General features: G+C 38.1%; 8 protein-coding genes and 1 tRNA gene. 1 reads left to right on the top strand and 8 read right to left on the bottom strand.

What is annotated here, in order from left to right; all coding sequences use genetic code 11:
* Window positions 1-238: 238 nt before the first annotated feature.
* The 8 genes from H1P_RS21980 to H1P_RS21945 all read right to left on the bottom strand — a co-directional run bounded on the left by H1P_RS21980 (window position 239) and on the right by H1P_RS21945 (window position 14558).
* Window positions 239-6262: a phytase gene (locus tag H1P_RS21980; protein ID WP_144871362.1), complete on the bottom strand. Its 6024-nt coding sequence runs from the start codon at window positions 6260-6262 to the stop codon at window positions 239-241.
* Between the two features lie 318 nt (window positions 6263-6580).
* Window positions 6581-8167: a pentapeptide repeat-containing protein gene (locus tag H1P_RS21975; protein WP_144871360.1), complete on the bottom strand. Its 1587-nt coding sequence runs from the start codon at window positions 8165-8167 to the stop codon at window positions 6581-6583.
* Between the two features lie 58 nt (window positions 8168-8225).
* Entirely contained in the window at window positions 8226-10865 is a 2640-nt protein-coding gene (locus H1P_RS21970; RefSeq protein WP_186376079.1) for a tetratricopeptide repeat-containing S1 family peptidase, read from the bottom strand.
* A 125-nt stretch (window positions 10866-10990) separates the two neighbouring features.
* Entirely contained in the window at window positions 10991-11551 is a 561-nt protein-coding gene (locus H1P_RS21965; protein WP_144871356.1) for a COP23 domain-containing protein, read from the bottom strand.
* 146 nt (window positions 11552-11697) lie between these two features.
* Window positions 11698-13185 carry a protein kinase domain-containing protein gene (locus H1P_RS21960; RefSeq protein ID WP_144871354.1) on the bottom strand — a complete coding sequence of 496 codons (1488 nt, stop codon included), beginning with the start codon at window positions 13183-13185 and terminating at the stop codon, window positions 11698-11700.
* Window positions 13186-13352: 167 nt separating this feature from the next.
* Window positions 13353-13868 carry a DUF2085 domain-containing protein gene (locus tag H1P_RS21955; RefSeq protein ID WP_144871352.1) on the bottom strand — a complete coding sequence of 172 codons (516 nt, stop codon included), beginning with the start codon at window positions 13866-13868 and terminating at the stop codon, window positions 13353-13355.
* 107 nt (window positions 13869-13975) lie between these two features.
* A complete protein-coding gene (locus H1P_RS21950; protein WP_144871350.1) occupies window positions 13976-14350 on the bottom strand; it encodes an ArsR/SmtB family transcription factor in 375 nt (124 codons plus the stop codon).
* Between the two features lie 43 nt (window positions 14351-14393).
* On the bottom strand, window positions 14394-14558 hold the full coding sequence (locus H1P_RS21945) for a metallothionein (protein WP_144871348.1): 165 nt from the start codon (window positions 14556-14558) through the stop codon (window positions 14394-14396).
* Window positions 14559-14702: 144 nt separating this feature from the next.
* Here H1P_RS21945 and H1P_RS21940 point away from each other — a divergent pair.
* Window positions 14703-14775: transfer RNA gene (locus H1P_RS21940), tRNA-Phe, on the top strand.
* Window positions 14776-14906 lie beyond the last annotated feature (131 nt).

The following is a 14906-nucleotide window of genomic DNA, read 5'->3' as shown; positions in this document are numbered from 1 at the left end:
GAATTCCCTTCAAAGACAAATTTTAAATTTGATGAACATTCCTGAATCGATTTATCTTGTTCCCCAGCTAGTTCCTAATTGACTCCAATCGCTCTAATTATTACTGTGACTTGATTTCATCGTCTTTATTTGCTCGACCATTTTTAAATTGAGCGAACCGTGAGTCAGTAATGTCTAGTCGATCGCCTTCAACCGTACCAAAGACTTTATTAAAGCCAGTGGATTCTGGTATGGTACCTTATTGAGGGTTTACCACAAATTCGCTAACCACTGTGGGAGTTAAATTAATAATAGCGTCTGGATTTGTCAGTAATTCTTCTTCAGAATAAGCATCTACGCCGTAGGTAGTTACTTTTAGCTGTTGTGTTTCGGCATTAATATCAAATTCTGTCCAACCAAAGGTGTGAGTAGATACATAATCACCTTGTAATAGTTCTGCATCAATTGCTCCCTCAGCGATATCCAAGTTATTATTCAAACCCACAGGATCGTAACCAAAAACTGTGCTTTGTTCTTGAAGTAGATTTTTGATAAAGTCATCGCGGTCATTAATTTCACTATCTGAATCGCTAGCTATAGGAAGAGAATCGTAAAATGCTTTTTGTTCTTCGGTAATTAAACCAGCAGACAAAGAGAGATCGGCTACAGTAGAACCAAATAAACCATCGTTAAAAGCAGCAGGGCCAGTTACAATTTCAAAAGCATTAGTGGCGATTTGTTCACCACCAGGAGTAGTTTGGTAAGTGAGGTTATTGACTATTGTGCCGTGAAAGTCACCAGCCATAAACACTACATTATCAATGTCATTTTCATCAATGAATTGGAGTATTTCGTTTCTTTCGGCTGCATAACCCTCAAAACGATCTTCGGCACCCAATAAGCCAAAGTTTTGGATTGGTTCGGGAATAGTAATAAATTTCCAGGTAATACCATTAGCATCAGCTTCTAGTAAATCTGCTTTTAAGTCTGCTACTTGTTGTCTTCCCAAAAGGGTGCGATTGGGGTCGAAAGCTTCACCAAAGAATCTTGTAGTATCATTAGGATCGCTAGGATTTACTGGATCGAGTTGATCGTCGCGGAAAGAACGACTATCCAGCATAATTACCGCAGCATCGCTACCGTAGGTATTGTAACGATATAGCTGACGTTCGTTAGCAGTACGAAAATCTCCTGTTTCACCATAAAAGCGATCTTGCAGAGGATGATACTCTTGATAAGCTTGCAAGGAACTTTCATAAACTGCCGTATCGTTAACAAATTCTACATCGTCAGTAAATAAAGGTTCGTCAGATGAACCAATATCTGGTGCGTCGGGAGAATCCCCTGGTGCAGCACCACCTGCAAAGTTATTCACGATTTCATGATCGTCAATGGTTGCGAGGATGGAAGTAGAGGAGTAAATTTCAGGAACGGTATTTAAACCCACACGAGAGGTTAAGATTTCCCCATGTTTGGTACGGAAATCAGATAGTTCTCGCGCTTGAGAAATCCCAGGAAGGGCAGGAGTTTCTGCATCAGCGAAAATAGTGTCTCCTAGCTTGATAAATAACTCTAAATTTCTTTCATCGGCGTTAGCTAAAGAAGGATAAGGGGGTGCTTGTTGCCAATCTCCCGTTGCACCAAAGCGGAAACCATTATAGGTACCAAGTTCAGCAGAGGTGGTAAATTCTCCTGTTTCGGTGTCTCCCGCACCATCGGTAACGCGATAATAGTAATCTGTTCCTGCTTCTAAGTCACCGATCTCTACTTTTACAGGAAGGGTAGTATCGGTAACTTCTGCATCTACTGTGCCAACAATGTTGTTAAATTCGGCATCGGTAGCATATTCAAAAGTGACATTGCCTAAGACAGTGCTGCGCGTCCACAACACAGTAGAATCTTGAGTGGTATCACCGCTAGCAACGCCATTAATTAGGGTTCTGGTTTCAGGATTGCGAGGATCGAAAGCATTAGGATCGTAGGGAGGTAAGTTGGGGAAGATATCGGCAAAATCAGCTAGAGAAACATATTTAAAATTAGTGTTGAAATTTTGAATTTCCCCATCTTCAGGATCGGGGAAAACTACTTCAGGAGTATTTGAGCCATCTTGTACGACTAATAAGCCCGCAGAATAATCATCCCCCAAAGGTACATTGGTTATATCTGCACCGTCGGATTCTTCCACTCCTTCAATAGCAAAGTTGCCTAAGTAAGAATTACTACCAGCGCGATCGTAAATTGCAAAGGTATTATCTCCCTGAGATGATGCCAGTAAATAACCGTTACCATCTTCACCATAATAGATGGTTAAACCTTCGACATCAGGAACAAGGGGCGGTGTTTCCCCTTCAAACTGATTAACACCACTAGGTAAAACATCGATAACTTCTTGGGCGATAATCTCCGTTGCAGTAGCAGTAGGATGAAAAATATCCCAGAAAAAGAATTCTTCGGGATTACCAGTTAAAGAAAGATCGGTTGTATCAGAAATGGGATCGGTTTGGTTGAAAAAGGCATCAGTTGTATTCGACAAACCAAAATCAGCAGGATTATTTTGAATCTCCGTAGCAATGCTGTAAACATCTGGTTCGATAACCTCAACGTCCAACTCAGAGGCGATCGCATCTAGTTCGGTGTCGAGTAACTGATTAAATTCTTCTGTAACGTCATTGAGAATAGCGGTTGCTTCTGGCTGTTCTAAAAATAAAGGAAGATCGCCTAATGATGGCAAATTGGGTATGACAAAGGTTTGCGCCCCCGCTTCGGCTAATTCTGTAATATGAGTAGTAATATTTCCGACAATTGATTCTGGTGTCGGTAAAGTTTCGCCCCGCAGCAGTGGACTAACAAAATCATTAGTGCCACCATAGACATAGAATAGATCTGTTTCAGTTGGAGTGCGATCGGATAAATAAAGATCGATTTGTTGTCCGATATTGGGGACATCTATTGGTTCTGGTAGCAGAAAACCAAACTCAGAAGTACCCTCTCCCGTTTCCGCCGCGCCAAAAGCGTAGTTATTACCCCCCAAGCGGAAAGATTCATTTTCTGGCAGTTCTAAAGATTCGGCGATCGCATCTACGATTAAATCTCCGTTAGAAAAACGTCCTGAACCATAGGGAGGAGAAGGAGGAATTAAGCCTTCGGTAGCATTAGATACATTACCTGTGTCGGATAGACTATCGCCAAATACTACCAGGTTGCTAAAGGGTACTTGAGATAGCTCCGTATCTTCGGTAACGGTATCTACCAAAATTGGTTCGCGGTTATCATTAGGTTCGGCAGAATATTTCCAGATTCCAAATTCTTCTTGTCCAACATAAAGATCGCCCGTTTCGCGATCTACTACCATCCCTTCTACTTGGAAGTCTTCCGCCTCTTCTCCGACTGGTACGGGAACATCAATGATTCTTACTACTTCTGCGCTAACTTCTAAGCCATCGGCTGCACCTAAACCAGCAGTGATTTCTAATTGAGCTACTTTATTACCATCGGCTTGGGAGACAAAGACATAATTTTTACCATCTACCACGCTAGTATAGGTAGCCAAACCATAAGCGGTTGCTTCTCCATCATCCACACCAAAGATTGATTCGGGAATATCAAAAGCAGTGACATCAGTTAAGATTTCGTTTCCAGGTAGGGGCGAATGGCCATTCGCCCCTACGTTCGGATTAATTGCATATATAGCTAGGGTATCATTAGCGCGATCGCTAGCAATGGCTAAATCAACATTACTGGTTTCTCCTAACATATTGGTGTATTCTACACCGTAAGCAATATCTACATTGTTGTAGCGAATATTTTCGGGGGTGATGCTTTGTAATTCTTCCCCTGCTAAGTCATAAACTCGCAAACCACCATTTTTAAAAGTAGTAATGACAAAACTCTCTTCGGGGTTTTCAGGATGAACATAGATTGCAGGATCGTCGGCATCTGGGGCAATGTTCGGATCGGGGTTATCTGGATCGCCGAATCTAATTTCTGGAGGGGTTTCTGCAACAGGTGTAACTGTAGGGGTAGTTTCTGTATCAATTGCAAAGGCTAAAAATTGTGTCTTTTGGGCATCATTAAAGTTATTGTCACTGGTAACTATGAGAGACTGTCTGCCATCGGGGAGAGTTGCACCAAAAGATACCGCTTCACTATTATCTAGAGTAATTCCTAAGTCACTGAAATCGAGTAAAAGTCTTTTATCTACTGTCTCATCAACATCTGTCAGTTCGCCCTCTTCATTTAACAAACCGTCAACACTACTAATATTTGTCGCACCTTGTAAGTTAATCTCGTAGAGACGAATATTGTTACCCACTCCCGCAGCAAAAGAACGTTCTAAAGCGAGTAAAGTACCAGTGTTATCAATTGCGAGTAATTCTACTAAACCATTATCAGCAAAATCATCTTCTGGTTCGGGAGGTACGGGAATCGCTTCGGTTTCATATAAGAATTCGCCTACTGTTTCCCCAGTCTCTAAATCGTACTGTAAAATTCTGACAGGACTACCTGATTCTAAAGAAGAAACTTCTCCATCTTGGTATAAAGGGTTTTCTGTGGCGGTAAAGAGGTATTTTTGATCGGGAGTAATAGTTAAACTTTCAAATGCTTGATTATTCTGGATACCACTGCTTCGATCTGCTGTAGGTAAAAACTTATCGGGAAGAGCTAATTCATCAAAAATTTGTCCGCCTAAACTGAATTCCCCAATAAAAGGATCGACTAAATTATCAGCATCTCCTTCAGAGGAGATAAATAATGTTCCTCTATTGATTAAAGCTATTCCTTCAGGATCGAGACTAGAAGAAGCAAAAGCCCTACCACCAGAATTAAGTAAGGTTGTGACATCTTGAAATTCTAGATCACCTTCATCCAAGCTACCATCACTTAAGTCAATTCCCACAGTATAAAAGCGAGCATCATTTATGTTACTGCGGTCATCTGATAAGGCATAATAAACCTCATTAGCAGCATCATAAGTTAAACCCGAAATTCCGCCCACTTCTGTATCGGCGAAAGTAGAACCCGTATCAAAGGTTACTTCCCCAAGAAAATCAAGATCGGTAACAGTTTGGCGGTTATTGTCGCTATCTTCTGTAATGACATTTGTATCTACATAAACTAAACGATGGTCAGAACTAGGATATCCTATCGGCAAGAGTTCTGGATCGAAATCCCCAATTAAACGAAATAATTCATCATCAGCAGTAGTCCAAAATACCCCCGCATCAGTAATATCTAAATTCTGGGAAGGTAACACGTAATCTACTCTTAAATTACCTGCTCCTGCATCATTAAAATCCCCAGTATCAAAAGCAGGGTTGCCAATGTGGGTATCATTAATATTACCAGTGCGATCGCTTGCATCTATGCCACCTTTACTACTAGGGGTAACAGAAGTATTGACGAGCGAACCTGCTGAGGTTTCCTCAGCAAAGGAACGCGCGACTACAGAATTATCTAAAAGTTGCAAAATCGCATTATCTGTACTGTCACCATCAAAAGGATCGGCATTTTGATCGCCTGCGATTACAAATCTTGCACCAGTAGCTAAACCACCATAGTTACCTTCGTCATCATATATATAATCACCTTCACCAGGAGTAATATAATCTGCCCAAAGACGGATTTCATCATGATTACGTCTGCCATTACGATCTTCTTCTCCATCGAATACGGGTGGTGTGGGATGACTCGCTAAAATGTGAACTATTTCACCATCAATTTCTACAGGAATATCCCAGTGACTCTTGGAAGATAAACGAAATACCTCTAACTCTTCAGCCGAATAATAATCATTTGGTTCAGCAGTAGTAGCATCGTCTGGTAAAAGCGCACCAGGCATATCTTGCCAAAGAAAATTTTGAAAAGTACGTACATTTTCAGTATCTATGGGATATTTTGACAGTAAAACCATGCCAAATTGCCCAGGATGGAAACCAAAACCATAAGCATCACCTGCGCCATCGGTTGCGCCATCGTTATCTAAATCCAATCCCGAAGGAATACCCGTATTAGAAGGTGCAAGATAGACATAAGGATACTCAACCGCTTCAGTACCATTCTGGGAAACTGCTAAATAATTTTCTTGAAACAGTGCTACCGCTTCTCCTGCCGAATCATAATCAAATTCATTGAGTAACAACACATCGGGGTTATTGCGTTGGATAATTTCCGCTACTGCTTGCGCCTGAGAATTTTCAGGAGTAGATAAGTCTGCAATCAATTCTTCCTCTGCGCTGCGATTCAAGGAAGCATTAAACATTGCAAAACGTACATTATTAGTCATTTTTTTATGGTGTTTAAAATTTAACTTAATTCTTCCATTTCAATTGCCATGAAGAATTTGACAGTATCTCAAAGAATAACGATGCTAGGTTAAGCCAGAACAAGATTCTGATTAAGACAACTTTAGGACTGATCCATGATGAAGACTTTTACCCTATCCTCTTTTCTCGATCGGTAAAAGCAGTTGACAAATGAGCAAGCGATCGCTTATTGCCTTTTTTTCCCAAAAGTGTCCGCACCCATAGGCTGATAGCAGTTGGCATTGATAGATATTGGTAATTGTAATAAATCTTGAGAGAGCCTGAAATAGCTTAAGTTTCTATTGTTTGTTTGCAGCCTCTTCTTCTTGACAATATTCTTCATAAATAGAATCATCAGAAAACATCGCTTCGCAGATTAATAATGGATTCTTAAAGTTAACTTTGCTCACGTCAGTGTTAATAAAATTAGCATTACTCAAATTGTTAGCGGATAATTTAGTATCTACTAAAATTACATTACTTAAATTAGCATCCGTTAACTGAGCATTATTTAAGTTGGCATTAGTTAAATTCGCACCATCAAAATTAGCATTACTTAAATTACTACTGAGACTATAGTCTATCCTAGGAATTGATAGAGTAAGTATTGCTTCAGCAGGGTTCTTAATCATTTCAGTAATCCATATAGCAAGTCCTGCTACATTTAACAGATCGTTAAGAAAACTATATGATACGTTTTGGTCATTTAATCTTAAATATGATAATTCAAACGAGTTACTTATTGAGCTATGTTTACATAAACCTAAATCTACATTAGTTAAGTTTGCTTTTTTGAGACTAGCAGACTGTAAATTAGCGCATCTAAGATCGGCATTACTTAAATTTGCACCTTCTAAATTAGCATTTTTTAAATAAGTAACGTTGAATTTATTAGCTTTAAGTTGAGCCTCACTCAAATCGGAACTCTCTAGATTGGCGTTTTGTAAATTAGCCCCTTTTAAGTCAGCTTCTACTAAGCTGGCTTCGATCAAAGAAGCAAACATCATAATAGTATTTTCTAAATTTGCACTATTTAAATTAGTTTTATTTAGATTAGCTCCGATTAAATAAGCTTTCTCTAAGTTAACTTCTTCTAGGTTGGCTCCTTGTAAGTTTGCTCCTTGTAAATTGGCATTTTCTAGATTCATTCCCGTTAGATCGGCACTTCTTAGGTCACAATGGAGACATTCATTAGTATCTTCAAGTTTGGCTATGTTTTTGGAGACATCTACTTGATTCTTGCTGCTAATAGGTTTTGGTTTTAAATGTTTCTCAAATGCAGCCAGATCGGGAAGATAATATCGCCAAGATTCCATCCGTTCTAATACTTGATGAAGATTTTTAGCAGATACAGTTATAAATTTGACAGTTGAATGTTCCGAAGAATTAAGATCGGATATAAATCCGATTTTAAGGTCAGTAAATGAGCCGACTGCAAAGTGATTAACTGTTTGATCTGTACTTACTGTTCCATTATCATTACTATTGGCATTGGTTACTGTTACATCTGCTAACCACCATTGAGTATTAAAAGTAAAAATATCATTAAGAGGAATTTTAATAACTTCGGTTTTTAAAATATTAGGTAAAGCTTCATATACTGTTCCATTTTCAACATAAATTATCAACTCATTATCTTCTACAAAAAGTTTGCATTTTCTTTCTTGGTTATTCCATTCTATAGCTAAAGAACATACGGTTTTGTGTTTTTCCCATTTCTCTAAAGAGATATAAGATTCTTTGTCTTCACAAATAGAGTTTTTAGGAAATTGGACACACAGCCGATCTATTTCTGACATCTGAGAAATATCTGTCTCAGCCGATGCAGAATTAAGCAAACCAAAAGTAAATAATGATAAGATTGCTGTTATCAATTTAATTTTCATAATATTTATTATCTATTTATTCTATTTAATAATCGTCTCAAAAATGCCTACACGAGATTTATTTGTTAGCTTGTTGTTCTTGTTGTTGAATCTGTGATATTATCCTTCGAGTCAATTGGTAACTAAAGTCATTTTGTTGTGTCCGAAAAAGCCGATTAGCTTCCTCAAAGCTTTCCATAGCTTGTTGTTTATTACCTGACAAGAGATGAATAAGACCTTGACCGAGAGCCATATTTCCTTCCTGAGTATTTAGTTGCATCAAATAATTAAAATCCATAGCAATTCGACCATACTTGTAAGGTGAGATATTAATATAATTTGCTATTTGTTCGTTGCTATTTTCTGGCATAAAGAGTTGAAAAGCACGCATAAAATCTGCAATAGCTCTATTTTTTTCGCCCAACTGCTGGTAGGCAAATCCCCTTGCCAGGAAAGCTTTAGGAACTTGGCGATCTATATAAAGAACGTGATTAAAATTAGCTAAAGCCTGCTGATAATTGCCTAATTGATAATAAGTTAAACCGCGATTAATATAACCTTCCAAGTATCTCGGATCGAATTGAATTGCTCGATTAAAATCGTTTAGTGCCAAGTCGTATTTTTCCAATATTCGATAGACGTTACCTCGTCTGGCAAGGACTAAAGGATTATTGTCTGTAGCGATCGCTCTACTATAATAATCAATAGCATCATTATAGCGAGCCAAGTTTTCTAAGGCTTCTCCTTTTAGGGCATAAAGAGCCTTATTTTCTGGCTTTAAAGCAATTGCATTCTCTAAAGAAGTTAACGCTGCGGAATATTTTTTTTGACTTAACAAACTTAAAGATTGACGATACCAAGCAGGATAAAAATCAGCTTTTAAATCGATTGCTTGTTGAAAAGCTGCTGCGGATTCAGGCTCTTTGCCGAGATCGGACAAAGCCAAACCTTTTCCATAATAAGCTTGGTGAAAATTAGTGTTTTGAGCAATTGCTCGCTCGAAGGCTGTAACCGCTTCTGAATAACGAGAAGATCGCCAGAGTTGATTGCCATAATTAACCCATTCAGTTTCGCTACTATTGTTATTAGGAGATTTTAATAAGCCAGCAGAAAGAGAATTCAAATCTTCTTGGCTTAGTTCGGGTCTGGCAAAGGGGACTACATCGGCTCTTTCTTTAATCGTTTGTATTTCTAAATTACGAAACCTAACCAAAGTTTTTAGCTGGTCAGAATCCAAGAAAGTCGCTATGGGAATGCCCAAACTAAAGCCTAATTGCAGTTTATTTATCAAACGATATCTTTCCCCTTCTGCCGAAGTATGAATCCCAATCACTCGACCGTTAGTATCCATTACTGCACCACCACTCATTCCTCGTTCGGAAAGATTTGTATAAACTAATTCATAACCATTTTTTTCAGTCAGAGAAAGATCGTCTTTAACGACAAATATCCCAGTTTCTCTGCCGACTACTTTGCCCGCAGTTAATTGTGGTTGTGGTTTTGCCGAAGATTTTGCCCAACCATAAACAAAAACCCAAAATTCTTGATTTAAACCAATTTCGTAATCAGAAAAAGCAGCTATCTCATATTCTCGATCGCTGTTGAAAGTTACAATAGCAAGGTCGGAATTACTTAGCTTTGTAATATCTTCTGGCTTAACATCATAAGTTTTTTCATCCGAAGTAATGATTTGATAGGGCTGTTCTTTATCGACTACGTGCTTGGCTGTTACGACATAATATTCTTCACCATCTTTGGCAAAAATCACTCCCGAACCATTATCGCCATTACTATCTATTCTGACGGTAATTTTCTGGGCAATTTTCTCAATTTTTCGGGGAATACCCTGAATTTTTCGGGGTTTTTCTGCTTCAGAAACATCTTCTGGCGATTGAGGAGATTCTACATTGTGAGAAACTTCATTTGTAACTGATGGTTGTTGAGCATTTACTTCTGATAAATCAGAGTCTGATGAAAGAGTCGCAGCCACTGAAGGTAAAACTTCCGCCAAGTTTTCTATTGGTAAGCCCCAACTCAAACCGATCATCTGCTGTCGCTGCTCTTCACTAGGAAAACTACCATCTTGAAATTGATAATTAGGAATAATTGGATTAGCACTTCTGCCATTGATTCCAATTACTTCTCCAACAGAATTCAAGATCGGACCTCCACTCATTCCAGGTTGAATCTGGCTCGTGTATCCCAATTGATACCCATGTTGCAAAGGTGATTTCGGTTTGAGAGAAAATTGACCCGCAGTTAATATTATTTTGTCTGTATTAAAAGGAAAACCTACCGCAAAAACTTTATTGCCTTGTTCGTCAAATGAGCCACTGAGAGAAGCGGTTTCATAACTGCGATCGCTGTTAAACTGTAAAACAGCAAGATCGTTTTTGTTCCCCAGTGTAATTAATTTCGCTTCGTAAGAATTACCTTCTGATGTTTGAATTTGATAGGATTTGCCTCGATTGATAATATGACGATTGGTTATTACTGTGTAAATCCGCCCCTTTCTCTCAATCAAAACTCCACTACCTGTGGTTTTTCCTACTTTTACCTTAACAGTAATAGATTTCGCTTTTTCCAAAATCTTCTCGGTAGATAGAGAAGTGAGAATTTGCCGTGCTGCTAATTTTGGAGTACCAACAGTAAGATAAACTGCCGAGACTGGCAGCCAGCAAGTTAGAAATAAAATGAGAGAAAAGTAACGAGAATTCATGATCATTCAGTTGCTAGTGAAGTTTTCCCAGAAAGTTAAATACTTCTTCCAATGGCAATTTTGTCAAATAAAATTTCCTAGCAGAGTAAAAATTTTAGGTTGTCACACTATCTTTAATTTTTTCCTTACGGTTGACTTAAAAAATTTTCTACATTTACTTCTATATAAATTCTGTTGTTATCGACTTTAACTAAATCATCGGAACTCTGTTCCAAAGGAGCATCGGCATAGCCTAATAAAATATCGCTTAGTTGTTGCAAAGTCTGTTCAGTATTATCTTGATGGCGCAATGTTATTATTAGAGTATCGCAGTCCTCACCAAGAAAACGCGCAGTACAAATAACGGGTTGTTCGTTCATTGTGCCGTATGTTAGATACTTAAGGCTGCCATTATCGTAAGCTTCTTGAAATCGTGGCGACACTTCTTCGCACCGAGTCTGAGGATTAAATCCACTCTCACTAAAATCCTCATTTTGCCAAATAACTATTGGCTTTTTGTGCTGCGGATTCCAAGCCAAAGTAGCAGGAACATATTTTTTATTTATTGAATCGTAACTTTGACTACAAACAAATCTAATATTTCCCTGCGCTATGGGAAAAGATTTGGCTTGCTTTGTTGGCAAAATGTTACTTAATTCAGTCAAGAAAAGCGCAGCAAGGGAAAAAATTAATAATTGAAACTTCATGATTAACCAGAATCTAAAACTTATTTAGCTCCTCATATAATCTGTTTCTCTCAATATAAAACAAGACTTTGCTAAAAATATAAATTTTTGTAAAGCTTAAGAATTGCTAAGATTTTGTCATCGGAATAAGTAACAAAAACTCAACTTCATTTAACTATAATCTTAATACTATAATTTCCCGTTTCTCCAGCAGCAGAAACCCTTGCCATCACCAGATAATTGCCATTGCTGGTTAAATCGAAGGCAATTTTGGCATTCCAATTTTGAGGAGAAATATCACCGTTAACTGCTAATTTATTGCCATCAGGAGCAAGCAAAACTAAATAAGGATCGAAATCCTCACTATTCATCTCAATAGTTACTTGTTGACCAGCTTTACTCGAAAAATTATATTCTTTACAAGCAAAATCTTGCCCCAATATTAGAGCCTGACAAGTATTTTTACCATCTAAAGTGTCTTGAACAATTTTTCCATTTATAGGTATAGATGGTGCATATTTTAAGCCAATTTTTTTGACTAATATAATCGAAATAACACTAACAGCAGAAATGCTAAGCGCAATCAGCAATAATAATCGTAATTTTTGCCAAAATCTAGATTGATTAGTTAACGGAATAGTTGAGTCAATCTGTTTGGGATTGTGATACTCGATAACTTCTGGAGTAAAGGAAGAAGGGACTATAGTTATGATGGTAGCGAAACAACTGTGTATCCATTTAAAAGCATCAGTTACTAATTGATTAAGCTTTGGAGATTTACTTGTTTTCGTATCTGAAGTAATTAAATGTGTTTCTAGTGGTTTAATTTCAGTTACGATTAGTGCTTTGAGAGCTTCTACAGCATCAGGAAATCTCTGCTTGTATTGAAAATTTACCATCCGCTCCAAAACATATTTTAATTGTGGACTAACTTCAATATTGAGGTCGTTCCACATTTGTTTTAATTGTTCTGAATCTTGGGGTATTTCTCTAGATGGTGGCAAGCCTGTAAGAGCCTGAATCCCTAAGATTCCTACAGCATAGACATCGCTATATTTTCCAGGTCTTCCTATGGCTTGTTCTGGTGGCATATAAAAATGTGTGCCAACGCCAACTGATAATGATACGGCTTTTGTTTCTTGCCGATCTACGTTTAAAATCTCCTTAACCAAACCAAAGTCAATTAAAACTAATTTGCCATCTCTTTGACGGCGCATGATATTAGCTGGTTTGAGATCGCGATGAATTGTATTTTCTTGATGTACTACAGATAAGATTTCTAGCAGTTCTTGGAGAAATCTAATTGTTTCGACTTCGCTCCATCTTTTCCCTGGCTGAAATTCTTGAGTTAAATCTTGACCTTCAACTAATTCCTGTACCAGAAAAAACTCTCCCTCTTCTTCAAAATAAGAAAAAAGACGGGGTATGCGATCATGTTCTCCCAAGTGCGATAAAACCTTAGCTTCAGTTTTAAATAGTCTTTTAGCTATTGCTAAACTTTCAGGGTCGCTATTTTTAGGACAGAGGTGTTTGACTACTCGACGGGGTGAGCCTGGGAATGCAGTATCAATCGCAATATATGTCTTACCGAAAGCACCACTGCCAATTTCTTCGATGATTTTATATTGTTTAAATAAAACTTTATCGATCAGCATTAATTTACCCAAAACTAGGAAATTTTTCTTGAATGGGAAATAACTTATTGTTTACCCAGCTAATGCGCGAGAATTGACGGGAGGAAATGCCGACGGTCAGTCGGCATATTCCACTCCCGTGTTGACATAACTATCCAAGAAAAACTGATTTACTGCCCAATAATTACTTAATGGCGTGATTCACGATATAAAACTGGCGCAAAAAACAAACCAATCCCCAAACCAGTAACGTAACCAAAGCTAGTGACAATCCAATTATTGTATGACCATAACTGAAATATTTGCGCTAACATTTCTCCAAGATAAGCACAGATTAAAACACTAGCAATTGTTGCTCCTGTAAAGCGATACTGGGATAACCAATACCAACCCTGACCTCGATTTTGCGCATATAACAGCCTAGTAGTAAGTAACGCTAACAATAATCCATAGCAACGCATACATACTGCCATTAAATTAGGAGATGCTATCATTAAACTCATTTCTGGTTGAGGACAAACAACTCCTCCCATGAAATAGATGATGCTAGCAATAAAGTTTAACGGAAAAAGACCCGATTTAGCCAAAAAAGGAGCAGCGATCGGTCCACTGAGTAAAGCCGTTAAAATAATATCAGCAAGCAATCCTTGCCAGTTAACAGGCTTTTTATTTGATGTAGAATTTTGAGTAAGCAATTTAAGCATTAAGTATAAAATACGCAACAATACTTAGTATTTTCTCTCTTTGAGCATCTATTCTCAAGCTCTTCATGAGAGACTAATTAACCCCAGCTATTTGCTAATTGCATCGTTCATACTTCTTCTAAGTGTTCCGCTACAGAGCGATATAAATCTAGCACGTGATGATCTAGCAACCTATAATAAACCCTTCTACCTTGCTTTTGGTAACCTACCAATCTTAGCGATCGCAAAGTTCGTAACTGATGAGATACAGCCGATTCACTCATGTCTAACATATTAGCTAAATCGCAAACACATAGCTCTTGCTGTGCCAATAAAGACAAAATTCGTAATCGGTTACTATCCCCCAATAAACGGAAAAATTCAGCCATACGTTGCGCTTTGTTAATATCTAAGGCTTTTTCCCGCAAATCATCAACTTTTTCCTCACCTACGGCATGATTAGACTGACAAAGGGGAATTTGTTGCACTTCTATGGCTGACATTAAACTATCTAGAAAATAAATACTGATACTAGCCTATCGGATTTTAGGAACAACCACATTCTTTCTGTTGACAGTCTTGGTCGTTAGGATGACCATTAGCACAGGCTTCGCAACAATAGTATTTACCGTCTTTTGCGATCGCATCTTCTAAAGAAACGACACAAAGACACTTTTCACAAGCGCATTTCATAGATGTCACAGTAGCCATAAGATTTTAACCTCAGTACATTTATTGATATACATATTATATATGAACATTTATTCAGGCATTGTTAAAAATAATTTTGTTTTAAGGCTTGCAATTAGTAGCAAAGATTTGTTATATTTGTTGAGCGCAATTAATAAAGCGTTCGCCAGGATAGCTCAGGTGGTAGAGCAGAGGACTGAAAATCCTCGTGTCGGCAGTTCAAGTCTGCCTCCCGGCATTTCCATTGTTAGGGGTCGACCAAAGAATCACTTCTCTAGCCTCCCATGCAAAACGTAGCGTGCCACTTTCACGGCACTACGCTCCTCCTGGCTTTTCGGTACTCTGTTTTCCTTTTGTAAACCACAGTAG

The sequence above is a fragment of the Hyella patelloides LEGE 07179 genome (assembly GCF_900659865.1).
Classification (GTDB): domain Bacteria; phylum Cyanobacteriota; class Cyanobacteriia; order Cyanobacteriales; family Xenococcaceae; genus Hyella; species Hyella patelloides.
This window is presented reverse-complemented; position numbering and strand designations above follow the sequence as displayed.

What these genes read in the sequence shown, in the direction of transcription:
- H1P_RS21980 (WP_144871362.1), bottom strand. Translation starts at nt 6,262, where the DNA reads ATGACTAATAATGTACGTTTTGCAATGTTTAATGCTTCCTTGAATCGC.
- H1P_RS21945 (WP_144871348.1), bottom strand. Translation starts at nt 14,558, where the DNA reads ATGGCTACTGTGACATCTATGAAATGCGCTTGTGAAAAGTGTCTTTGT.
- H1P_RS21955 (WP_144871352.1), bottom strand. Translation starts at nt 13,868, where the DNA reads ATGCTTAAATTGCTTACTCAAAATTCTACATCAAATAAAAAGCCTGTT.
- H1P_RS21960 (WP_144871354.1), bottom strand. Translation starts at nt 13,185, where the DNA reads ATGCTGATCGATAAAGTTTTATTTAAACAATATAAAATCATCGAAGAA.
- H1P_RS21975 (WP_144871360.1), bottom strand. Translation starts at nt 8,167, where the DNA reads ATGAAAATTAAATTGATAACAGCAATCTTATCATTATTTACTTTTGGT.
- H1P_RS21965 (WP_144871356.1), bottom strand. Translation starts at nt 11,551, where the DNA reads ATGAAGTTTCAATTATTAATTTTTTCCCTTGCTGCGCTTTTCTTGACT.
- H1P_RS21950 (WP_144871350.1), bottom strand. Translation starts at nt 14,350, where the DNA reads ATGTCAGCCATAGAAGTGCAACAAATTCCCCTTTGTCAGTCTAATCAT.
- H1P_RS21970 (WP_186376079.1), bottom strand. Translation starts at nt 10,865, where the DNA reads ATGAATTCTCGTTACTTTTCTCTCATTTTATTTCTAACTTGCTGGCTG.